A 19567-nucleotide genomic window follows, 5' to 3' on the forward strand; every position below is an offset into this window, starting at 1 on the left:
TGGAATTAGATTTGCTGCCTGATGTGGGGATTGCGCGCGTAGAAGCCGACGAGAGGCACGATCAGTAGGCCGAGTACGAATTGTTGCGCGTTGTTGTTCAGGCCGTAGCCCACCAAGAGCGAGGTCAAGGCGATCAGGACGAGCACGCCGACGAGAGTGCTGCCATATCCGCCCCTGCCGCCAAGCAAGGAGGTTCCGCCCACGGCTACTGCGGCCACAGTGAGGAAGAGGTAGGGATCGCCCACGCGCACGAACGCTCCACCAGTGAAGCCGAGCAGGAGTATTCCTGTGGCTCCTGAGAAGAGACCGCTAAGCGCGTAGACAGTGACCCACCTGCGCGGTTCCGAGATGAGCATGAGCCGCGCGGCTGAGCGGTTTCCACCCAACGCGTATGTGCTCCGACCAAACCACGTTGAACGCATGATGAAGATCAGGGCAGCGGCGAGAATAAGCCAAATGAGGATGACTGGAGGTACAGGGAGGCCCAACGTCTCTCCGCTCAGTGAGGAAATGTTGGCGAGCCAATCAGGTACCACTCCGCTCGTGCCCCCGGCATTCGATGCGCCTGAGCTGGTGAGAATCTGTGTTGCCCCTACCGTGGCGAATCCAACACCCAGTGTCACGATGAGAGCTTGATTCTGGAGATGGAGACTTATGAGGCCGTTTATCGTTCCGATAACGATGCCGAGAACAAGAGTTATCACGATCGCCATGCCTGCCGGTACGCCAGAGCTGATCATGTAGAGGGTCCCGATGTTGGCTGACCCAATCAAGTAGGGAATGGAGAGGTCAAGCCCGCCGAGCAACGCGCAGAGAGTCTGCCCAACCGATGCCAGGCCAAGAAATGCGCCGAGTAGCAGCATGGAGCGAACATTCGAGCCGGAGAGGAAACCTTGTACTGTGGCGGCGCCGACGGCAAGTAAAGCCGCCAGCATGATGAGCCCGAGGATGACGTTCTTTTGCCCCGAGGCCTTGGACAGCAGTGGTACCCGGATGGTGCGTTGCTGCGCTTTGACGGTTGTCATGATGCTTTTACCTCCTGGCGCTTGCGCCACAGTGATGGGATTATCACGCTGATCAGGAGTGCGGCGACCAGGATGAGGCCGTACGAGAGCTGCACAACGAATGAAGCCATCGACCCCAGCGAGAACGTGGTCAGAGTGAATGAGATAAGGGTGACGGCTATGGCCCCGGGAATGGAGCCCAATACGCCGCCGCGGCCACCCGCAAGGCTGATACCTCCAAGCACCAGGGCCGTGATCGCTGCGAGTGTGTAGGTGCCTCCTTGGGTGGGGTTTCCCGACGCTATCTGACCGGTGTAGGCCAAGCCGCCCGCACCAATCAGCAACCCGGAAATACCGTGGGCGACTACGCGGATCATTGTTACGGGTACTCCGCTGACGAACGCGGTGCGCTGGTTCGACCCGACGAGCCTTAGGTTCGTGAACAGTTGGGTCCTGGTGAATGCCCACCAACCCAATATTGCCGTGATCAGAACTATCGTCATGGGGGCGAGTATCGACCTGCCGGATCCCCATTCAGCGAGCCATCTCGGAGCCTGTCCGCCCGGCTGTGCAAGGATGACCAGGTTGATCCCGGACAATGCCAGGAACGCACTCAGAGTCACGATCACAGGTTCGATGCGGGCGACCGTAATGACGATGGCCTGGATGACTTGTATCAGGACTCCAATGCCAAGTGCCCATGCGATGACCGCAACAGGGGACCCTATCTGTTGGTCGAAGAGGACTTTGACGAGGGTGACATTGACGAAGATCATCAGCGGACCTGCGGACAGATCAACACCGCTGCCCACCAAGGCCGTGACGGTAATTCCCATCACCACAAGGACCAGAGGTACGGCGGAGACCAGCAGCCCTCCGATTCCGCTGGCGGTGAAGAGGTAAGGCGCGCGTACCGCGCACACGATGAGAAGGACGGCAAGCAAACCCCACGCGGCGAATGAGTAGGCAGATTTGCTGGTGACCCTGCCGAATCGGCTTTGTTGTTTCATTGCTGCTCCACCAGTGCTTTCTCGACGTCGAAGTCTGCTTCAAGGTGACCGAACATTCCGGCAAGAACGCGGTCGGAGGTAATGTTGTCGCCGGTCACCCAACCAAGGAGTGCGCCGTCGCGGAAAACAGCCACACGGTCGCAGAGCCCGATGAGTTCATCGATCTCAGTAGAGAGATAAATGATTCCGGCACCCTCAAGAGCGAGATGTTCCAGCTGGGCATATAGTTCACGTTTTGTGCTGATGTCGACTCCCCTTGCGGGATCGTTGAGGGCAACAACCTGCGGATCTTGAGCCAGTTCCCGACCGATGAGGACCTTTTGTTGATTACCGCCGCTGAGGGACGTGATGGGATTCGACGATGCACCTGCCCGTAGCTTCAGGGTTTTGGACATCTCATCAAAGCGCGCGGAGATGGCAGCCCTGTCGATGACGCCGGCACGGCGGTGATGACGGTACAACGGCATTCCGAAATTCTCGAAAATGCTGAGATTAGGGAAAATCCCCTCCTTGCGTCGATCGCCTGAAATATAGGAGACGTTCGCTGCGATAGCCTCTGCCAGGTTGCTGATTTGGTGCTCTGCGCCGGTCCTGGCAATGGCGGTAACTTCGCCGTTGATCGCTTGTCGAACGCCGGTGAGGGTTTGGAGGAATTCAGCCTGGCCTTGACCGTCCAGCCCGGCAAAGCCGACGATCTCGCCACTATGCAGCACAAAGTCCGAAGGCCGTGCTCCCAGCGTTGCCACGAGCCCGGCGGCTTGAAGGACGATTTCTGCTGTTCCGCCCTTGGAGAGTCTGCGCGATTGAGTTGCCAGGCCGTTCCGCTCCTTGACGCCAGTCATGAGTTCAATGAGGCGGGATTCGGTAATCTCGCTGCCTCTGAGGATCCCGACGTCGATTCCGTCGCGCAGAACCGTTGCACTGTCGGCGAAAGTCGTGAGCTCAGCGATACGGTGAGTAACAATCACCACGCAGACACCTTCGGAACGCAGCCGCTCCATTTGGGCGTAAAGCCGTGCGGCCCCCGATAGGTCGAGTGCCGCGGTGGACTCATCGAAGATCACTACTCTCGGGGAACGCACAAGGGCGCGCGCAATGGTGACCCATTGCCGGTCTGCCAGACTCAGGGTTTCCACCAGTGCCGAGGTGTCGACGGGATGGCCCATAAGCTGCTCCAGCACATCGGTTGCACGTCGGTGCTGCTCGCTCCTGGACATGCGGGAGCGCCATACGCCCTGCGATCCGATGAAAACGTTGTCCGAAATACTGGCGCCTTCTGCGACGAGGACTTCCTGGAACACGGTCGCGACGCCTGTCTTAAGTGCCTCGGCGGGACTAGACACGTGGTGACCATGGATGTCCACGGATCCCTCGTCGGGGAGAACGATGCCGGACATGATTTTCGCCAGCGTACTTTTCCCGCTGCCGTTCTCACCAACAATCGCGTGGATTTCCCCTGCGCGCGCGGAGAAGCTAGCTCCCCGCAGGGCCTGTGTCTCCCCGAAGGACTTCTTCACGTCCCGGATTGCTACAGCTGTCTCGTGATTCTCGGCCGCCACTGCTTCCAGGGCCGAATCGAGGTTCAGGTCTTCATTGACCATTACTTTGTCCTTAAGGTCGGTATCTGCTCCATCCCCTCCTCGGGATGGATTACAGATCACACCAAAACTGCTGAGTACGATTGTCCCAATGCATTTTTGTCATACAAAACAGCTCTTGGCACGAGTATAGGAGCGCTAACGTGTCAGGGCAATAGACTTCTGACGCGGCTTAGCCTGGCTACTCTGGGCGCCATATGTCGGACAATCCGATCGCCAGTCATTATGGCCGGGCTGGCCCCGGCCGTAGTACCCTAGGTCAAGGCATGTTCACGACGGGAGGGGAGGCTGTCATGGAGTCACCATTGGGTTTGAGGCTGCAGCGCGACGACATGTCGCTGCGGAAACTGGCCGAAAACACATTGCGGGACGCTATCTTGTATGGCGCCTTCACGCCCGGGCAAAAGCTGATAGAACGGGACCTTTGCGACAGGCTCGGTGTTAGTCGTACTCTCCTGAGGGAAGCGCTGAAGCAATTGGAGGCCGAAGGTCTGATAACCAATGTGGTCCACAAAGGCCCGTCGGTAGCGGTGATCACCGAAGAAGATGCCCGTGAAATTTATGAGGCCCGGGGGCTCATCGAAGGGCACCTCGCATATTGCTTCACGCTCAAGGCGTCAGACGCCGAAATCGACAAGCTCGCCGCCTCTGTCCGAACTCTCCACGAGTCGGACATAGCGTCCAATCAGATCAACGTACTCCAGGCGAAGAACGGCTTTTATGAGGTTCTCTTGGCTGGGTCCGGAAACCACGTACTCGCGCAGATGCTCCAGCAGCTGAACAATCGCGTAACCATGCTGCGGAGGATGACCTTGTCGTCTCCGGGTCGATTTGACCAGACGGTGGCTGAGTTGGATGAAATCGTTCAGGCCGTCCGTAGTCGGGATGCTGATGAAGCAAGCAGGCTGTGCCGTGCCCACGTCAAGAATGCCGGTGACATCGCTCTCGCCAGTTTCAGCACCCCTGACGCTGAAGGTACGCCCAGCGGACACTCGGCCGTGGGGGCAAAGTAGTCCGGTCCGGGCGCTAATCCCCGGCGCGCTCCGTCGTCGTTGTTGTCATGTCTGCTGACGACAGCAGTACGGCATCCAGTAAACCCGGGAATCTCGACTGAAGGTCGTCGTCGCGCAGTTTGCTGATCCGCGATGTCCCTCGGTAGCGCTGTCGAATGACGCCTGCCTCCCGAAGCACGCGGAAGTGGTGCGTCGACGTGGATTTGCTCACAGGCAGCTCAAATGCGATGCAAGCCATGTCGTCGTGACCCGTCGCCAGGTCGCGGACAATTTTCAGGCGGATGGAATCCGACAGTGCATGAAGAACTGCTTCGAGTCGAATCTCTTCAGGCTCGGGGTGATCCAAGAGCCGCGCCTCAGATGTAGCTGCGGCAGAGCGCATGGTGTCCCTTTCGTTGGTCAATATAAAGGTACGACAATCATCGTAGTTTGACAATAGGCATACTACGAGACTTATCGTACTTAGGTCGGCCTGCGAACAACGTTGGCTGCCGTCCTCCGTACAGAACCAAGAAGGAGATTTACTTGAGTAGCCTTTTCGCTCCCCTTAAGCTGCGGGATCTAACAATTCCGAACCGGGTTTGGATGTCCCCGATGTGTATGTACTCGGCCGCTGCCGAGGGCCCGGAAACGGGCGTTCCGACGGATTTCCATTTGATCCACTTGGCGAGCCGTGCGGCGGGCGGTGCCGGCCTGGTCATGGTAGAAGCGACCGCTGTGAGGCCGGACGGGCGCATCAGCCAGTGGGATCTGGGGCTGTGGAATGACCAGCAAGAAGAGTCCTTTGCCCGCATAGCAGCGGCAATCCGGTCCTACGGGTCAGTGCCCGCTATTCAGTTGGCACATGCGGGTAGAAAAGCGTCCGTTGACAGGCCTTGGATTTCTGACGGCTACTTGGGCGAAAGCGACGGCGGATGGACTGCGGTGGGCCCCAGCCCGAAAGCCTTCCAGGGACTGTCTCTTCCAACGGAGCTGTCCGTCGCCGAAATCAAGCAGCTCGTCACCGACTTCGCCGAGTCTGCGAAGCGGGCTCTCAAAGCTGGCTTTGAGGTTGTCGAAGTCCACGGGGCACATGGATACCTGATCCACTCATTTTTGTCTCCAGCGTCCAACCAGCGCACGGATGCCTATGGTGGAAGCTTCGAAAACAGGATGCGTTTTGCGCTCGAGGTTGTGGAGGCCGTCAGGGCGGTCTGGCCTCAAGAGCTCCCGGTTTTCTTCCGCACCTCAGCCACCGACTGGCTAAGCGAGAACGACGACGATCCCCGCGAAGGTTGGACCGCCGACGACACCGTCCGTCTGGCCAAAGAACTACAGGCTCACGGGGTGGACTTCCTGGATGTCTCCACCGGAGGCATCGTACGGGACGCCAAAATTCCGGCCGGCCCAAATTATCAAGTGCCGTTTGCAGCAAAGGCACGCGACCAGGTTGGAATTGCTACCGGCGCCGTGGGGCTCATCACCAACGCCCACCAAGCGGAGGACATTTTGACTGCTGGACAGGCAGACGCGATATTCCTTGGCCGTGAGCTACTCCGCAACCCGTACTGGCCGCAGCAGGCTGCCAGTCAGCTCGGCATCGAACCGCAGTGGCCCGCACAGTATGGCTACGCCGTACAACGTCGCAAGAAATAGGAAGGTCTCTCCATGAATCACTTGCACAACAAGACCATCATTATCACCGGCGCATCATCAGGCATCGGTGCCGCAGCAGCCAAGGCCTTGGCAGCACATGGCGCGAAACTGGTGCTCGCTGCCCGGGACCAGGATCGCCTTGACGCACTTGTCGAGGAGATTCGTGCTTCCGGGGGAACCGCGGCGGCGCGGGTCGCCGACGTTACGGATTCTGCAGATATGGAAGCCCTGGCCCAGTATGCCGTCGAGACCTTTGGTGGCGTCGACATCCTGGTCAACAACGCGGGACTAATGTTGTTCTCCGCCTGGAAAGATCTGGCTGTGAACGACTGGGGCCGGATGATCGATACGAACATCCGGGGGTATCTCAACGGAATTCAAGCTGTCCTGCCCATCATGCTGAAGCGTCAAGCAGGTTATATCTTGAACATGGCGTCCGTGGCTGGTCATCAGATTGGTGAATCTGCCGGGGTGTACAGCGCAACTAAGTTCTTCGTGCGAGCCATCACCGAAAGCATGCGCAAGGAACTGGGAGCACAGCATGGTATTCAAGCCAGCACCATCAGCCCCGGAGTCATAGATACCGGGTGGGCCGACAAAGTGGGCGACCCCGCTGGACGTGCAGCAGCCAAAGAGCTCAATGCACTGGCTATTACTCCGGAGGCCGTCGCCGACGCCGTGGTTTACGTCCTTAACCAACCAGCAAATACCACCGTCAACGATTTGGTGATCTCCCCAACTCGCCAGAATTGGTGACATCAGATGCGGGAAGGGGCCGTTCCTTGGGGCGGCCCCTTCCCTGTGCAGTTAGTCGCGTGTGTGCAGTCAGTCGCGCTGGTGACGTGGGGTACCTGTCCGCCCTGACGTGAGCGTTAAGCCCAGCAATGCTGTGGCACCGGTCGCCGACGCCAATAGATTGAGCGGACTCACAGGACCGGCCAGGTCGTCACCACAAAAGGCCAACGCCAGTAAACCGGATACCACGGCCCCGGTTGCTGCCACCGACAGCGACTCTCCGGCACTGGTACGACGACGGAGAGACGGAACGGACAGGACCACTGAAGCAACACCCGCACCTATCCCCAGGAAAATCATCACCGTCTGCATGGATCAGCCCCATGTTCCTGGTCGACTTGAGCGACTTCCATCCGGCTAAAGCTGAATCCCGGTGTATTTGGTTTCTTGGTAGGCGTCGAGGCCTTCGGTTCCGCCCTCGCGTCCCAGTCCGGAGGCGTTTGTTCCGCCGAAGGGTGCGGACGGGTTGGAGACGAGTCCGCGGTTGATGCCGGTCATGCCGGCGTCGATGGCGTTTGCGACGCGCAGCGCGCGGGACAGGTTTTCGGTGAAGACGTAGGAGGCCAGCCCGTAGGGGGTGTTGTTGGCCTCGTGGATGGCTTCGGCTTCAGTAGCGAACTCGTATATTGCTGCGACGGGGCCGAAGATTTCCTCGGTGCGGATGTCTGCGTTTGCTGGGATGTCAGTCAGGACCGTCGCAGGGTAGTAAGAACCAGGGCCCTCGGGAATAGTTCCGCCCGTCAGGCAAACGGCGCCCTTGGCAACGGCGTCGGCAACCAATGCGTCCACCGTCTTTACTTGTTTTGCATCCACAAGCGGACCCAGGTCCGTGTCGGGGTGTGCGCCGTCGCCGAGACGAACAGCAGCCATGCGTTCGGTGAAGCGGGCGGTGAATTCGGCCGCAATGCCACTTTGGACATAGATGCGGTTGGCGCCGACGCAGGATTGGCCTCCGTTGCGGAGTTTGGCGAGCATGGCGCCCTCGACGGCCTGGTCAAGGTCGGCGTCATCGAACACGATCAGTGGAGCGTTGCCCCCGAGCTCCATGGAGGTGTTCATGACGTTCTCGGCTGCTTGGGCCAAGAGCGCACGCCCAACCTGTGTAGATCCGGTAAAGGAGATCTTCCGGACGCGTGAGTCCTTCATGATGGCGGCGATAACGTCGCGGGAGTTGGAGGTGGTGATGACGTTGACAACACCGGCGGGGGCGCCTGCTTCTTCGAGAACCCGGGCCAGTAGCAGCGAAGTCAAGGGTGTCAGCTCGGCGGGTTTGAGGATGGTGGTGCATCCTGCGGCGAGGGCGGGGGCGATTTTCCGGGCGCCCATCGCGAGCGGGAAGTTCCAGGGCGTGATGAGCAGGGAGGGGCCTACGGGGCGTTTGGAGACGGCGATCTGGTAGTTGCCTCCGGGTTCGACGCCGTATTGGCCTTCGGTGTGTATCCGGCCTGCGGATTCGGCGAACCAGCGGAAGAACCCGGCGCCGTAGTCGACTTCGGTTTGGGCTTCCGGTAGGGGTTTACCCATTTCTGCGGTGATTAGTGCCGCGAACTCGTCGCGGCGGGCGAGGATTCCTTCGTAGGTGCGGAAGAGGATGTCGGCGCGTTCCCGTGCAGGGGTGGCGGCCCAGGCTGGTTGTGCGTCGACCGCGGCATCGACAGCAGCCATGCCGTCCTCAACCGTTGCAGAGGGAACTTCCGCAATGGGTTCTCCAGTGGCCGGGTTGGTGACTGTGATCGTTGCATCGTTGCTGGAGGAGGTCCATGAGCCGCCGATGGGCATGCGCTTCTCCGGAAATCCAAGCGGGGGAGCGGGGGCAGTGGTGGTGGTTTCCATTGAAGTTCTCGTGCTTTCAGCAGATTGGGTTCCTGCCGGGCCGATAGGCCCGGCAGGAAAGGTGTGGGTGTGGTTAGGACGCTTCGGTTAGTTGTGGGGTGAGCCAGTTTTGGAAGCGGTTGCCGTGGGTGACGGGGTCGATGAGGAGGAGTTTGGTGCCTGGTTCGTTGCCGGGTTCGGTGCGGGTGTGGATGAACCAGGGTCCGTCTTGGGTGAGGGTTTGTTTCAGGGCGAGGGTGAGTTCTTCGGGGGTTTCGGCGCGGAGGACTTTGAGGTCCACGGATTCGGCGAAGCGTCCGAGGTCGATGGTGACTGCTTGGGTGGGGATGGAGGCGGTGGAGGCGTAGACGCCGTTATCGAGCAGGATGATGACGAGGTTTTCGGGGGCGAGGTAGCCGGCGGTGATGGCTGAGCCGGGGTTCATCAGGAGGGAGCCGTCGCCTTCGATGACCACGGCCCTTGTGACGCGGGTGTCCTTGATGGCTTGGGCGATGCCGGTGCCCACGGAGATGGCCAGGCCCATGGCGTCCAGGAGGTAGAGGTGGTTGGGGCGGTCTTCGACGGAGGCCAGTTCGCGGGAGGTCGCGGCGCAGGTCGCGATCACGGGAACGTCCGGGGTGGTCTGAACGATGGCTTGGAGGGCTTCGATGCGTTTCATGCTTTTGCCTTTGCGTCTTTGGGGTCGAAGAATTCCATGAGGACCACGACGGGTCGGTAGGTCATGCGGGCGTGGTTGCCGGCTTCGGCGACGGTCGCGCCCCAGTCCTGGGCGGTGTTGCGTCGGTCTACCTGGAATACGGGGATGTTCGTGGAGGCCAGCAACGCGGGGACGGGTGCGGAGATGGTGTGGATCATGGAGTTGTACTCGCCGAGCCCGCCGCGGGTGTTCGCGACGATGAGCAACGGCAGGTGGTAGGACACGGCGAACGTCGTCAATGCGGTCAGGGCGTTGCCGAAGCCGTTGTCCTGCATGATGATGACCCCGAATTTCCCGGCGAGCGGGTAGGCGCCAACAACACCGATGGCTTCTTCTTCGCGGGAGACGGGGTAGACCAGAGGCAGGTCCCCGTTGGTCTGGGCGGTCAGGACGCCGTTGATGATCGGGGCGATGGACGCGGAGGGGACGTAGGCGACGCCGTCGGGGGCCAGGCCCACGATCGCGTCCACCACCTCTGCATGGCGGTCCTGGGTAATGGTGGTGGTCATGGGTGGTCAGGCTCCCTTGGGGTGTGGTGTGGTGAGGGTCTGGACGATGCGTCGCAGGCCTTCGGTGAGGTCATCGATGTGGCAGGCGTAGGAGATGCGGATGGAGTGGGTTCCGCCCTCGGGGTCGAATGCTGTGCCTGGGACGACGGCGACGCGTTGTTCCTCGAGGAGTCGTAGAGCCAGCTGTTCGGCTGGTTCGGCGGTGTCGGGTGTGTAGGTGAGGTAGAAGTAGAAGGCGCCGTCGGGTTGGCTGACCGTGACGCCGGGTACACCGGTGAGGATCTTCAGGCCGGCTTTGCGTCGTTCCTGGAATTGGGTGCGCATCGTTTCCGCGTCGGCGCCCGCGTAGCGGAGCGCTGCGGCGGCGCCGGGTTGGAGGAAGGTGGGGGCGCAGACCGTGGTGTATTGGCGGACCCTTAGTGCCGGGGTGATGAGTTCTTTGGGGCCTGCGAGCCAGCCGAGGCGCCAGCCGTCCATGGCGAAGGCTTTCGCGAAGCCGCCGATGACCAGGGTCCGTTCGCGGAGGCTCCCTACTGCGGCCGGGGACTGGTGGCGGATATCGTCGTAGACGAGGTCGGCGTAGATTTCATCGGACATCAGCAGCGCGTCGGTGGGTTCCAGGACGGTGGCGAGTTTTTCGATTTCCCCGGCCGTTGCGACACCGCCGGTGGGGTTGTTCGGGGTGCAGAGGATCACCATGCGTGTCGCGGGGGTGATCGCGGCGGCGATCGCGTCGATGTCGAGGCGGTAATCATTGTCCGCGTCGAGCCGGACAGGGACAGGGGTGGCACCGGCCAGGCGGATGCAGGACTCGTAGTGCGCCCACGCCGGGACGGGGAAGATCACTTCATCACCGGGCCCGCAGAAAGCCATCAATGCCAGAAACACCGCTTCGTTCGCGCCGATCGTGACGAGCACTTCGCTGCCCGGGTCATAACTGGTCCCGCGGCGGTCCTGAAGATATCCGCTGATTGCCTCGCGAAGATCCATCGTTCCGGCGTTCGGGCCGTAATGAACTTCCCCGCGGTCCAACGACGCAGCCGCAGCGTCCTTGGCTACCTGAGGGGTATCAAAATCCGGGCGCCCGATCTCGAAGTGATACACCTTCTCACCCGCAGCTTCCAACGCCGCGGCTTTATCAAAGATCGCCCGGATCGGCGACGGACCAATGTCCCGCAACCGATCAGCAAACCGTCCAAACCGTGTAGTGGTAGCGGTACTCATAGGGATACTCCAATTTCAGGGGATACAGGCGGTGGAATGGAGCCTGCTTCGAAGGCAGGCGGTCTTCTTGGATGCAGCATCCCGCGATCCGGACAGGTTCCGAATGGAGTGCTGGGATAGTGTGGTAGACGTGACCAGCAAGCCCTCCAACTGCAAGAATGTTAACATTATGAAATCTGACACCACATCAAATGTCAAGAACGGAACCCTTCGCGCACCCCTGAAACGTCGCGGTATGGCCCAGGACGTTGCGGACCGAATCCGGGACGCAATTCTGGCCGGGGAGATACCTCCGGGGGAGCGGATCAATGAAGTGGAGATGGCTGCGTCCTTATCCGTCAGTCGTGGGCCAGTGCGGGATGCCATCGTTTTGCTGCGGCAGGAAGGCCTTCTTCAAGGCGACTGGCACCGAGGGTCGCGGGTTACGGTCTTTACGCACAAAGACCTCGAAGAGATCTACTCGCTCCGGTACTCGATAGAGTTGCTCGCCGTTCAGCGACTGATTGCACACCGCACCGAGAAGGATTTGGACCTACTGCAATTGCGTGCCGAGGACATTGAGCGGGCGGCCGCCCTGGGGGATAGGGGCGACATGCTCCAATCGGACATTGCGTTTCATGATGCGATCTACGCCTGTGCAGGTCACGAGAGATTGGAGCAGGTTTGGTTGGGTCTGCGTTCGCAGATCGCTTTGCTTCTCCTTAATCGACAGCAAGGCCATGATGACTACAGGGCCCGCATCGGCCCTGAGCACTGGGAAATGTTCCGCGTCATCCGCGACAAGGATGGTGCGAAGGCTGAAGAGCTGGTGCGTGAGCACATCGAGACTGCGTTCGAAAGAATCAAAGCCGATCTCGACAGCAAGGAGCGCCTCCAGGGGGCGGGCTAGTCACATGCCCTCCTGAAAGTCCGCCGGCGGACGAACCGCGGTGCCGGCTTCGCCCACGCCCGGAGGTCTCGGGGCGGACTTGCCCTCTACGATTCTTTGCCGTACAAATGTTAACATTCTTACTTTCGTAACTTAGGTCACATGGAAATGAGGGTGAGAAGCCCTGCGACTTCCCGTCGCGACCGTCGAGACGAAATATCCCCGAACGAATGGCGAACATGGAACTGCAAAAGTTTGTTGACAGCACTTCTGAAGGAGTTGGCGATAAGAAGAAGGCGATGATCTCCATCCGGGGGGTTAACAAGCATTTCGGGCCTCTGCACGTGCTCCGTGATGTCAATCTTGAGGTTGATCAGGGTCAGGTAGTGGTTGTCTTGGGCCCCTCAGGCTCGGGCAAATCGACGCTCTGCCGAACAATCAACAGGTTGGAGACCGTCGAAGCCGGCACAGTCGCCGTCGACGGTAAGCCGCTTCCCCAGGAAGGCAAGGCGCTAACGCGCTACAGGGCCGACGTCGGAATGGTCTTTCAGTCATTCAACCTCTTTGCTCACAAAACCATTCTCGAAAACGTCATGCTTGCGCCCCTCAAGGTGCGACGAATCGGAAAGGCCGAGGCTCAAACGCGGGCAATGGCCCTGCTCGAGCGAGTAGGAATAGCGAATCAGGCGCATAAGCTCCCTGCCCAGCTTTCGGGTGGCCAGCAGCAACGCGTAGCCATCGCACGGGCGTTGGCCATGGAGCCGAAGGTGATGCTCTTCGATGAACCCACCTCGGCTCTTGACCCGGAGATGGTGACTGAAGTGCTGGATGTAATGACGTCGCTGGCACAAGGAGGCATGACGATGCTCGTAGTCACGCACGAGATGGGCTTCGCTCGACGCGCCGCAGACCGGGTGGTGTTCATGGCCGATGGCCAGATCCTCGAAGACACAACCCCCGACAGGTTCTTTGACAACCCAACCACCGAGCGAGCCAAAGAGTTCCTTGGCAAGATCCTCAGCCACTGACAAGCCACCCCAACGTAGAAAGCAGCACATCGTGAAGCTCAAGTTCCTGGCCATTCCGGCCGCAGCGCTGTTCCTTGCCAGCTCGATCGCCGGCTGCTCCGGTGCATCCGACAAAGCGACAACAGTTGAAGCAAGCGCTCAATCAGGCCATCTCACCATCGGTATTTCCTTTGATCGCCCTGGGCTTGGAATCAAGACTCCGGACGGATCATTCAAGGGTTTCGATGTTGACGTTGCCAAGTACGTCGCCAAGAAGCTTGGCGTCGAGGAGTCTTCCATCAACTGGAAGGAAGCGACTCCGGCGCAGCGTGAGAGCCTGATCCAGAACGGGCAGGTGGATTATGTGGTGAATACCTACAGCATCAACGACGCCCGAAAAGAGAAGGTTGCCTTCGCGGGGCCGTATTTCCTTGCCGGCCAGTCGCTCCTGGTTCGTTCTGACTCCACGGACATCACCGGCCCGGAGTCCCTGAATGGGGGCAAAAAGTTGTGCTCGGTGACCGGTTCCACTCCTGCACAGAACATCAAGAAGAACTACAGCCAAGACGCGCAGTTGCAGGAGTACGACACCCCCTCCGCATGCGTTGAAGCGCTGAAGAGCGGCGCCGTTGACGCAATGACCACGGATGATATTCAACTTGCCGGTTATGCAGCTGCCAATCAGGGAAAGCTGAAGCTTGTTGGCAGTACCTTCAGCAAGGAGAACTACGGCATTGGTCTGAAGAAGGATGACACCGCGGGGCGTGCCAAGATCAACGACGCCATTCAGTCCATGATCGACGACGGCTCGTGGGCCAAAGCGTTTGAGAGCAACGTGGGACCGTCCGGTTATGCTTTGCCCGCCACACCAGTGGTAGACCGCTACTAGCCGGAGCAGTCAGACAAGAGACTGGATATACAACATGAACATCCTCAACGAATACGGGGATCAGATCCTGGCGGCCTTCCTGATCACCCTGCAGCTCACAGCGCTGTCTGCGCTGGGCTCGTTGGTATTGGGCACTGTCCTGACTGCCATGCGGGTTTCACCCATTTGGGCGATGCGGACGCTTGCTACCGGGTACGTGAACATTGTCCGGAATACCCCATTGACCCTTGTGGTGCTTTTCGCATCGTTCGGATTGGCACAGCAACTCGGCATCACCTTGGCAGATCCAAAGTCCCCCACATCCATCACAGACAGCTCGTTCCGGCTGGCCGTCCTGGCCTTCAGCATGTACACGTCGACATTCGTATCCGAAGCGCTAAGGGCCGGTATTAACACGGTCCCTCCCGGCCAGTCGGAAGCGGCCCGGTCGTTGGGCCTGAACTTTATGCAGGGATTGGGCCACATCGTCCTGCCGCAGGCTTTCAGGGCGGTCATTGCGCCTTTGGGCAGCATCCTCATTGCGTTGACGAAAAACACGACGGTTGCCTCCGTCATAGGCGTGGCTGAAGCCGCCCTTCTGATGAAGGAAATGATCGAGAATACCTCCGCCCTCATCGTCGTTGGGCTGATCTTCGGGGCTGGCTTCATGTGCCTGACTCTTCCGACCGGCGCGGCTTTCGGATACCTAAGTAGGAAGTTTGAGGTCAAGCGTTGAGCAACACTCAAGCACCCATCAACAATCTGTATGACGTCCCCGGGCCCAAGGGTCAAATTCTGAACGTCGTCATCAGCGCTATTTGCGTCGTTGGGCTGGTAGCGGCCGGATGGTCCGTGATGTCAGCCCTGGCAGACAAGGGGCAGCTGGCGCCTGAGAAGTGGCAGCCATTTCTCACGCCCGAAATGTGGCAGACGTACCTTCTGCCCGGGATTGTGGGAACGCTTCAGGCTGCGGTGTTTGCCATCATCCTGGCCATAATTCTGGGTATCCTGCTCGGCGTCGGGCGTCTCTCCGACAAACGGTTCGTTCGCTACGCGTGCGCCGCTGTTGTGGAGTTCTTCCGGGCAATTCCGCTGCTCATTCTGATGATTTTCTGCTTTCAGCTCTTCGCCGACTACGACCTTTTCCCCTCAACCGATCTGGCAGTTGCGGCAGTAGTTACCGGCCTGGCCCTGAGCAACGGGGCCGTGATTGCCGAAATTGTGCGCGCAGGAATCAAGGCAATTCCGCGAGGCCAGGGGGAAGCTGCTGTGGCCCTTGGTCTGGGCACTGGACAAACGCTCCGTATGATTCTCCTGCCCCAGGCGATCACGGCGATGCTCCCGGCAATCGTCGCTCAATTGGTAGTGGCGCTGAAGGACACCGCGCTTGGTTACCAAATCACCTACGTGGAAGCAGTGCGGCAAGGCATCCAGGCCGGCTCAGCGTATTCGAATTACATACCGGCACTGGTAGTGATCGCGCTTGTGATGATTGTCATCAATCTCGGACTCTCGCGACTTGCAACGACCATTGAGCTTCGACTCCGAAGCGGCCGCAAGGCTCCTGCCGAGTCAAAGGTTGGCGATGTCCTGGTTCCTCAGACCTAGCTGCGGGGCGGTCATAAGTCAGGACGCTCGTTGCTTCAGTCCAGAACTGCGTTCAGCCGCAATGACGACACTGAGCAAGCCTGGAAACAGCGATTCCATAACGCCGGTTCGAAGAGTGTTGAGAATCGCCGTTCCCTGATAGTGCTGTTCTATGATTCCCGCCTCGCGAAGCACGCGGAAGTGATGGGTTGACGTGGACTTGCTCACGGGTAACTCGAACGCGATGCATGCCTGGTCGTCGTGGCCATCGGCCAGTTGGCTCACGATTCGACGCCGGATCGGATCGGCCAGCGCCGACAGCACGCCATCGATATGAATCTCGTCGGGCGTAGGGTGGTCCAGAGTTCGCATGCCTCGATTATCCAAGAAGTTCAAGGACGTGGCGATAACAAGTCCCATACTGGTGGTAGTACGATGATGACCGTACTTAAAGTGAAGGGAGATGCACATGAAGGTATTCCAAGTTGGCGCAGCCGGGGGAGTTGGCCGCCGTCTGGCTCAACTGCTGAGTGGCCGCGGTGATACCGTCACAGGCATGTTCAGGAATCCCGCTCAGGCTGACACCGTTGCTTCCAGCGGCGCGACGCCCTTAGAGGGAGATCTAATTAAGGACTCCACTGAGGTGTTGGCCGAAAAATTCAAGGGACACGATGCCGTCGTCTTCTCGGCGGGTGCCCATGGCACTGGAGTGGACCAAACCACCCTCATCGACGGCAAGGGGCTGGAGAAGGCTGCCGATGCCGCCGCCCTCGCAGGAGTGTCCCGTTTTGTCCTGGTGTCCGCCTTCCCGGAGTCGGGGCGCGGTGAGTCGGTGAACGAACGTTTTGAGCACTATATGCGCACGAAGAAGACAGCAGACGTCTACCTCACACGCACTGATCTGGACTGGCTGATAGTTCGGCCGGGGCTTTTGACCGACGACCCCGGGGATGGGCGGGTCACTGCGGGTCCTGCGATTGAGTATGGAGACATTCGACGCGATAACGTCGCGGCATTCATTGACGCGGCGCTTCACAACCCACAGTTGAATCGGACCATCGTCGAGCTAACCGATGGCGATACTCCGGTGGACAAAGCTGTGTCCACGCTGATGGGCTGACAGGCAGGGACCATTTTTCCAACGAGGGAAGGGAGGCACGTGATACGCGTGCCTCCCTTCCCTCGTGTTTACCCATTCCTTCACGGGTGTCCAGGCTTAGGGTGCCATGGCACCAAGTGCGGCGTCCGCGGCGTTCGACGCATGTACTTCGCAAGCCCGCCGGGCCGCCTCGGGATCTCTGGTGATGGCCGCTGACGTGGTGATGTCCGTCAACTCGGACAACATTAGTTGACTCCGCCCAGGGGAACTCGTCGAGAGGGCCCGAAGTACCTGAGTGCGGGCATTGATCTGCTGAAGCATGCCCGAGATTTCTCTGTTGCCAGCGCCGGCCAGAAGTACCTCGTAGTAGTTGTCCTTCGCGGCGAGCAACTGCTGCGCCCCGCCTGCTGACTCTGCTCTTCGGATGTCAAAGAGTCTTGCAACGAGTTGCCCGCGCTGAGCTTCTGTGGCTCGCTGGGCGAACAGGCTTCCGGCGAGCGATTCCAAAGCGCCACGAACTTCGTAGAGGCTCCGGGCTTCGGTGGGTGTGAGGGTTGCCACCTCGGGCCCACGGTTCGGCACCGTCACTACCAATTGCTCGGATTCCAGCTGCCGCAGTGCTTCACGAACCACTGTCCGACTGACGGAGAACTTATCGCAAAGCGCAGTCTCGACCAGCCTCTCCCCAGGACTGTACTCGGAGGTAACGATCGCCCGTCGAAGGGCGGCGACCACCTCTTGGCGCAATGGCGCGGCCGTTCGCTGGATTGTCTCCGAAATCATTCTCGCCCCTCGCGTGTTGGATACCAGTAACAACGAAAAAACCGGGGGAGGCGGTAAGCCTCCCCCGGTTCTCTTCGACTATGCCTCGTACTGGTGGTAGACCTTGGCGATGATCTTCCATTCGCCGTCCTGCTTCAACAGGGTGTGGAAGTCGGTGTAGTCAGCACCAATGGCATCGTTTTCCATGTCAACCTTCACGACGGCAGTGGTCTGCGTGATGCCGACGATGTCCACGCGGGTTTTGACGTCCGGAGCGGCGCCGTTTTCCGCAACAAAGTCGTACAGGTTCTTAACGGGGCCGCCCAGAAGCTGGCCGTTGGTGAAGCCGTACATGGTGGCTTCTGCGTGGAAGGCTTCCGCGACGCCTTCGGGGCTGCCAACGCGCAGGCCTTCGACGTACTTCTGAACGGTGCTGACGATCTGGTCATATTCGTCGGTCGGAACGACTTTGAGGTTCTTGGGCATGGTTTCTCCTTGTGAATGAGCGGGTCCCACGGCGGCACCCGGCGGTTGGTTGGGTTTAGGAAACGCGGTGGATCAGCGCTTACGAATCACGACGGTTTTGTTGTTGGTGTGCGAGGCCAGGCCTTCATCACCGTGTTCGACGCTCAGGCCCGACTGCTTATGGCCACCGAACGGTGCGTGGTCCGGGTGGCTCTGGCCCTGGTTGACCCAGACGTTGCCCGAGTCGATGCGATCCGCCACGGCCAGTGCTCGCTCCTCGTCGCGTCCCCACACAGTTGCGCCAAGGCCGAAAATGGTTGCGTTGGCGCGCTCGATGACGTCGTCCACGTCGTCGTACACAAGGACGGGTACGATCGGCCCAAAAGGTTCTTCCTGGACGATGCGGCTGTTTTCGGGAGGGTTGTTGACGATGGTGACGGGGACGAAGTTCCCGTCCAGGGACTCGTCGATGGTGCCCCCGAGCGGGACGTCGTAGCCATTGCGGCGAGTGTCTTCGAAGAGGTCGCGAAGCTTGTCGTACTGCATGCGGTTATTGATGGGACCAAGATCGCTGGTGGGATCCATGCCGTCGCCGACCTTTTGTGTCTTGGCATAGTCCACGAGTGCGTTGACGAATTCTTCGTGGAAGGAGCGGTGCACGTAGATGCGCTTGGCCGCGATGCACCACTGACCCGAGTTTCCGAAGGCGGCGTTGAATACCTGCGGCACCGCGTCCTGCCAGTCCGCGTCCGGGAGCAGGATCGCAGGATCATTTCCACCCAGTTCGAGGGTGACCCTCTTGATGGTGCCGGCAGCCGAAGCCATGATCTTGGTACCGGTTTCCGTGGATCCTGTGAAGGTGATCATCCCGACGTCGGGGCTCTCGGTGAGGATCTGCCCAAGTTCGTTGCCGCCTGTGACGATGTTGAAGACGCCGGGAGGGAAGACCTGGGCTGCCAGCTCCCCGATCCGCAATGCGCAGAGCGGGGTGTAGGGAGAAGGCTTGAGAACTACGGTGTTGCCGGTGATCAGCGCGGGGACGGTCTTCCACAGAACGTGAAGGTAGGGGTAGTTCCACGGAATGATGGCCCCCACAACGCCGAGTGGTGAGCGGCGAAGTTCCACGCGCTTTTCATCGTCCTCCACCAGCACCTTGTCCTCCAGCCTCGATTTGGCGGTGTTGGGGATCCAGGGGTTGGCAAGGTTAACTTCGAACGTCGCCTGATTGTGTCGTGGCTTGCCCTGCTCCAGTGAGAGCAAGGTAATGAACTCTTCTTTGGTGGCTTCGAGGGCCTCGAAGAATTCGACGATGATCGCTTCGCGCTCGTCTGCGGTCAGCGCTGCCCACGCGGGGAAAGCCCGCTTGGCGGCACCGATGGCGCGTTCCATGTGTTCCCGTGTGCCCTGGGGTGCGGATGCGAGGACCGAGTTCGTCGCCGGGTTGTAGACGTCAAAATGGTCCTCAGTGTGGACGATGTTGCCATCAACGAGCAGTCCGTAGGGTCCGTTGAAGTTCGGGGGTGTGATGGTGCGGGCACCCTCTGTGATGGAAACTCCCATGTGCTTCTCCTGTTGTGCTGCGTCTTGTGCCGT

At 59.8% G+C, this 19567-nt stretch carries 22 protein-coding genes; 9 read left to right on the forward strand and 13 right to left on the reverse strand.

Annotation, left to right across the window (positions count from 1 at the left end):
- Positions 1–5 precede the first annotated feature (5 nt).
- The 3 genes from ACZ5G6_RS10705 to ACZ5G6_RS10715 are packed head-to-tail and all read right to left on the reverse strand — an operon-like array spanning position 6 to position 3615.
- Positions 6–1025: an ABC transporter permease gene (locus ACZ5G6_RS10705; RefSeq protein WP_039242825.1), complete on the reverse strand. Its 1020-nt coding sequence runs from the start codon at positions 1023–1025 to the stop codon at positions 6–8.
- Positions 1022–2014 carry an ABC transporter permease gene (locus ACZ5G6_RS10710; RefSeq protein WP_498691395.1) on the reverse strand — a complete coding sequence of 331 codons (993 nt, stop codon included), beginning with the start codon at positions 2012–2014 and terminating at the stop codon, positions 1022–1024. The genes ACZ5G6_RS10705 and ACZ5G6_RS10710 overlap by 4 nt, the downstream gene beginning before the upstream one ends.
- The gene (locus ACZ5G6_RS10715) at positions 2011–3615 is read right to left on the reverse strand and encodes a sugar ABC transporter ATP-binding protein (protein ID WP_498691398.1); all 1605 of its coding nucleotides are present in this window, start codon (positions 3613–3615) and stop codon (positions 2011–2013) included. The genes ACZ5G6_RS10710 and ACZ5G6_RS10715 overlap by 4 nt, the downstream gene beginning before the upstream one ends.
- 290 nt (positions 3616–3905) lie before the next feature.
- Between ACZ5G6_RS10715 and ACZ5G6_RS10720 the strand changes: the two genes are divergently transcribed.
- A complete protein-coding gene (locus ACZ5G6_RS10720) occupies positions 3906–4625 on the forward strand; it encodes a GntR family transcriptional regulator (protein WP_498691399.1) in 720 nt (239 codons plus the stop codon).
- 13 nt (positions 4626–4638) lie between these two features.
- Here the strand turns inward: ACZ5G6_RS10720 and ACZ5G6_RS10725 are convergent, their stop codons facing one another.
- Positions 4639–5007, reverse strand: a complete 369-nt coding sequence (locus tag ACZ5G6_RS10725; RefSeq protein ID WP_498691400.1) for an ArsR/SmtB family transcription factor — start codon at positions 5005–5007, stop codon at positions 4639–4641.
- Positions 5008–5150: 143 nt separating this feature from the next.
- Here ACZ5G6_RS10725 and ACZ5G6_RS10730 point away from each other — a divergent pair, with 143 nt between their 5' ends.
- Positions 5151–6260 carry an NADH:flavin oxidoreductase/NADH oxidase gene (locus ACZ5G6_RS10730; protein WP_498691402.1) on the forward strand — a complete coding sequence of 370 codons (1110 nt, stop codon included), beginning with the start codon at positions 5151–5153 and terminating at the stop codon, positions 6258–6260.
- A gap of 12 nt (positions 6261–6272) precedes the next feature.
- Positions 6273–7016, forward strand: a complete 744-nt coding sequence (locus tag ACZ5G6_RS10735) for an SDR family oxidoreductase (RefSeq protein WP_498691404.1) — start codon at positions 6273–6275, stop codon at positions 7014–7016.
- Between the two features lie 69 nt (positions 7017–7085).
- Here the strand turns inward: ACZ5G6_RS10735 and ACZ5G6_RS10740 are convergent, their stop codons facing one another.
- The 5 genes from ACZ5G6_RS10740 to ACZ5G6_RS10760 form a co-directional block, all read right to left on the reverse strand.
- The gene (locus ACZ5G6_RS10740; RefSeq protein WP_498691406.1) at positions 7086–7367 is read right to left on the reverse strand and encodes a hypothetical protein; all 282 of its coding nucleotides are present in this window, start codon (positions 7365–7367) and stop codon (positions 7086–7088) included.
- 45 nt (positions 7368–7412) lie between these two features.
- The gene (locus tag ACZ5G6_RS10745) at positions 7413–8888 is read right to left on the reverse strand and encodes an NAD-dependent succinate-semialdehyde dehydrogenase (protein WP_498691408.1); all 1476 of its coding nucleotides are present in this window, start codon (positions 8886–8888) and stop codon (positions 7413–7415) included.
- A gap of 73 nt (positions 8889–8961) precedes the next feature.
- Positions 8962–9546: a thiamine pyrophosphate-dependent enzyme gene (locus ACZ5G6_RS10750; protein WP_498691409.1), complete on the reverse strand. Its 585-nt coding sequence runs from the start codon at positions 9544–9546 to the stop codon at positions 8962–8964.
- Positions 9543–10094 (reverse strand): thiamine pyrophosphate-binding protein, encoded by a 552-nt coding sequence (locus ACZ5G6_RS10755; protein ID WP_498691413.1) that lies wholly within the window; start codon positions 10092–10094, stop codon positions 9543–9545. Before ACZ5G6_RS10755 ends, ACZ5G6_RS10750 begins: the two co-directional genes overlap by 4 nt.
- Before the next feature lie 6 nt (positions 10095–10100).
- Positions 10101–11318 carry a pyridoxal phosphate-dependent aminotransferase gene (locus tag ACZ5G6_RS10760; RefSeq protein WP_498691416.1) on the reverse strand — a complete coding sequence of 406 codons (1218 nt, stop codon included), beginning with the start codon at positions 11316–11318 and terminating at the stop codon, positions 10101–10103.
- A 169-nt stretch (positions 11319–11487) separates the two neighbouring features.
- Between ACZ5G6_RS10760 and ACZ5G6_RS10765 the strand changes: the two genes are divergently transcribed.
- From ACZ5G6_RS10765 to ACZ5G6_RS10785, 5 genes are all read left to right on the forward strand, one after another.
- On the forward strand, positions 11488–12207 hold the full coding sequence (locus tag ACZ5G6_RS10765; RefSeq protein ID WP_498691418.1) for a GntR family transcriptional regulator: 720 nt from the start codon (positions 11488–11490) through the stop codon (positions 12205–12207).
- 278 nt (positions 12208–12485) lie between these two features.
- A complete protein-coding gene (locus ACZ5G6_RS10770; RefSeq protein ID WP_498691833.1) occupies positions 12486–13214 on the forward strand; it encodes an amino acid ABC transporter ATP-binding protein in 729 nt (242 codons plus the stop codon).
- A gap of 31 nt (positions 13215–13245) precedes the next feature.
- A complete protein-coding gene (locus tag ACZ5G6_RS10775) occupies positions 13246–14082 on the forward strand; it encodes a glutamate ABC transporter substrate-binding protein (protein WP_498691420.1) in 837 nt (278 codons plus the stop codon).
- 34 nt (positions 14083–14116) lie between these two features.
- Positions 14117–14797, forward strand: a complete 681-nt coding sequence (locus ACZ5G6_RS10780) for an amino acid ABC transporter permease (RefSeq protein WP_498691422.1) — start codon at positions 14117–14119, stop codon at positions 14795–14797.
- Positions 14794–15669 (forward strand): amino acid ABC transporter permease, encoded by an 876-nt coding sequence (locus tag ACZ5G6_RS10785; RefSeq protein WP_498691426.1) that lies wholly within the window; start codon positions 14794–14796, stop codon positions 15667–15669. The genes ACZ5G6_RS10780 and ACZ5G6_RS10785 overlap by 4 nt, the downstream gene beginning before the upstream one ends.
- Before the next feature lie 18 nt (positions 15670–15687).
- Here the strand turns inward: ACZ5G6_RS10785 and ACZ5G6_RS10790 are convergent, their stop codons facing one another.
- Positions 15688–16068: an ArsR/SmtB family transcription factor gene (locus ACZ5G6_RS10790; protein ID WP_498691429.1), complete on the reverse strand. Its 381-nt coding sequence runs from the start codon at positions 16066–16068 to the stop codon at positions 15688–15690.
- Between the two features lie 49 nt (positions 16069–16117).
- On the opposite strand from ACZ5G6_RS10790, the gene ACZ5G6_RS10795 reads away from it, so the two are divergent.
- The gene (locus ACZ5G6_RS10795) at positions 16118–16768 is read left to right on the forward strand and encodes an SDR family oxidoreductase (RefSeq protein ID WP_498691431.1); all 651 of its coding nucleotides are present in this window, start codon (positions 16118–16120) and stop codon (positions 16766–16768) included.
- A 96-nt stretch (positions 16769–16864) separates the two neighbouring features.
- On the opposite strand, the gene ACZ5G6_RS10800 is transcribed toward ACZ5G6_RS10795, so the two are convergent.
- The 3 genes from ACZ5G6_RS10800 to ACZ5G6_RS10810 form a co-directional block, all read right to left on the reverse strand.
- The gene (locus ACZ5G6_RS10800) at positions 16865–17530 is read right to left on the reverse strand and encodes a GntR family transcriptional regulator (protein ID WP_498691433.1); all 666 of its coding nucleotides are present in this window, start codon (positions 17528–17530) and stop codon (positions 16865–16867) included.
- Positions 17531–17608: 78 nt separating this feature from the next.
- Complete coding sequence (locus ACZ5G6_RS10805) at positions 17609–17995, reverse strand: nuclear transport factor 2 family protein (protein WP_498691434.1); 387 nt, start codon at positions 17993–17995, stop codon at positions 17609–17611.
- Between the two features lie 72 nt (positions 17996–18067).
- Positions 18068–19534: an aldehyde dehydrogenase family protein gene (locus tag ACZ5G6_RS10810; RefSeq protein ID WP_498691435.1), complete on the reverse strand. Its 1467-nt coding sequence runs from the start codon at positions 19532–19534 to the stop codon at positions 18068–18070.
- Positions 19535–19567 lie beyond the last annotated feature (33 nt).

It is taken from the genome of Arthrobacter sp. TmtSoilC51 (assembly GCF_055388015.1).

Bases quoted from the DNA above. Each gene is read 5' to 3' on its own strand.
- ACZ5G6_RS10720 (WP_498691399.1), top strand. From the start codon at position 3,906: ATGGAGTCACCATTGGGTTTGAGGCTGCAGCGCGACGACATGTCGCTG.
- ACZ5G6_RS10800 (WP_498691433.1), bottom strand. From the start codon at position 17,530: ATGATTTCGGAGACAATCCAGCGAACGGCCGCGCCATTGCGCCAAGAG.
- ACZ5G6_RS10725 (WP_498691400.1), bottom strand. From the start codon at position 5,007: ATGCGCTCTGCCGCAGCTACATCTGAGGCGCGGCTCTTGGATCACCCC.
- ACZ5G6_RS10795 (WP_498691431.1), top strand. From the start codon at position 16,118: ATGAAGGTATTCCAAGTTGGCGCAGCCGGGGGAGTTGGCCGCCGTCTG.
- ACZ5G6_RS10705 (WP_039242825.1), bottom strand. From the start codon at position 1,025: ATGACAACCGTCAAAGCGCAGCAACGCACCATCCGGGTACCACTGCTG.
- ACZ5G6_RS10770 (WP_498691833.1), top strand. From the start codon at position 12,486: ATGATCTCCATCCGGGGGGTTAACAAGCATTTCGGGCCTCTGCACGTG.
- ACZ5G6_RS10810 (WP_498691435.1), bottom strand. From the start codon at position 19,534: ATGGGAGTTTCCATCACAGAGGGTGCCCGCACCATCACACCCCCGAAC.
- ACZ5G6_RS10755 (WP_498691413.1), bottom strand. From the start codon at position 10,094: ATGACCACCACCATTACCCAGGACCGCCATGCAGAGGTGGTGGACGCG.
- ACZ5G6_RS10715 (WP_498691398.1), bottom strand. From the start codon at position 3,615: ATGGTCAATGAAGACCTGAACCTCGATTCGGCCCTGGAAGCAGTGGCG.
- ACZ5G6_RS10740 (WP_498691406.1), bottom strand. From the start codon at position 7,367: ATGCAGACGGTGATGATTTTCCTGGGGATAGGTGCGGGTGTTGCTTCA.
- ACZ5G6_RS10765 (WP_498691418.1), top strand. From the start codon at position 11,488: ATGAAATCTGACACCACATCAAATGTCAAGAACGGAACCCTTCGCGCA.
- ACZ5G6_RS10760 (WP_498691416.1), bottom strand. From the start codon at position 11,318: ATGAGTACCGCTACCACTACACGGTTTGGACGGTTTGCTGATCGGTTG.
- ACZ5G6_RS10780 (WP_498691422.1), top strand. From the start codon at position 14,117: ATGAACATCCTCAACGAATACGGGGATCAGATCCTGGCGGCCTTCCTG.
- ACZ5G6_RS10805 (WP_498691434.1), bottom strand. From the start codon at position 17,995: ATGCCCAAGAACCTCAAAGTCGTTCCGACCGACGAATATGACCAGATC.
- ACZ5G6_RS10790 (WP_498691429.1), bottom strand. From the start codon at position 16,068: ATGGGACTTGTTATCGCCACGTCCTTGAACTTCTTGGATAATCGAGGC.
- ACZ5G6_RS10750 (WP_498691409.1), bottom strand. From the start codon at position 9,546: ATGAAACGCATCGAAGCCCTCCAAGCCATCGTTCAGACCACCCCGGAC.
- ACZ5G6_RS10710 (WP_498691395.1), bottom strand. From the start codon at position 2,014: ATGAAACAACAAAGCCGATTCGGCAGGGTCACCAGCAAATCTGCCTAC.
- ACZ5G6_RS10745 (WP_498691408.1), bottom strand. From the start codon at position 8,888: ATGGAAACCACCACCACTGCCCCCGCTCCCCCGCTTGGATTTCCGGAG.
- ACZ5G6_RS10735 (WP_498691404.1), top strand. From the start codon at position 6,273: ATGAATCACTTGCACAACAAGACCATCATTATCACCGGCGCATCATCA.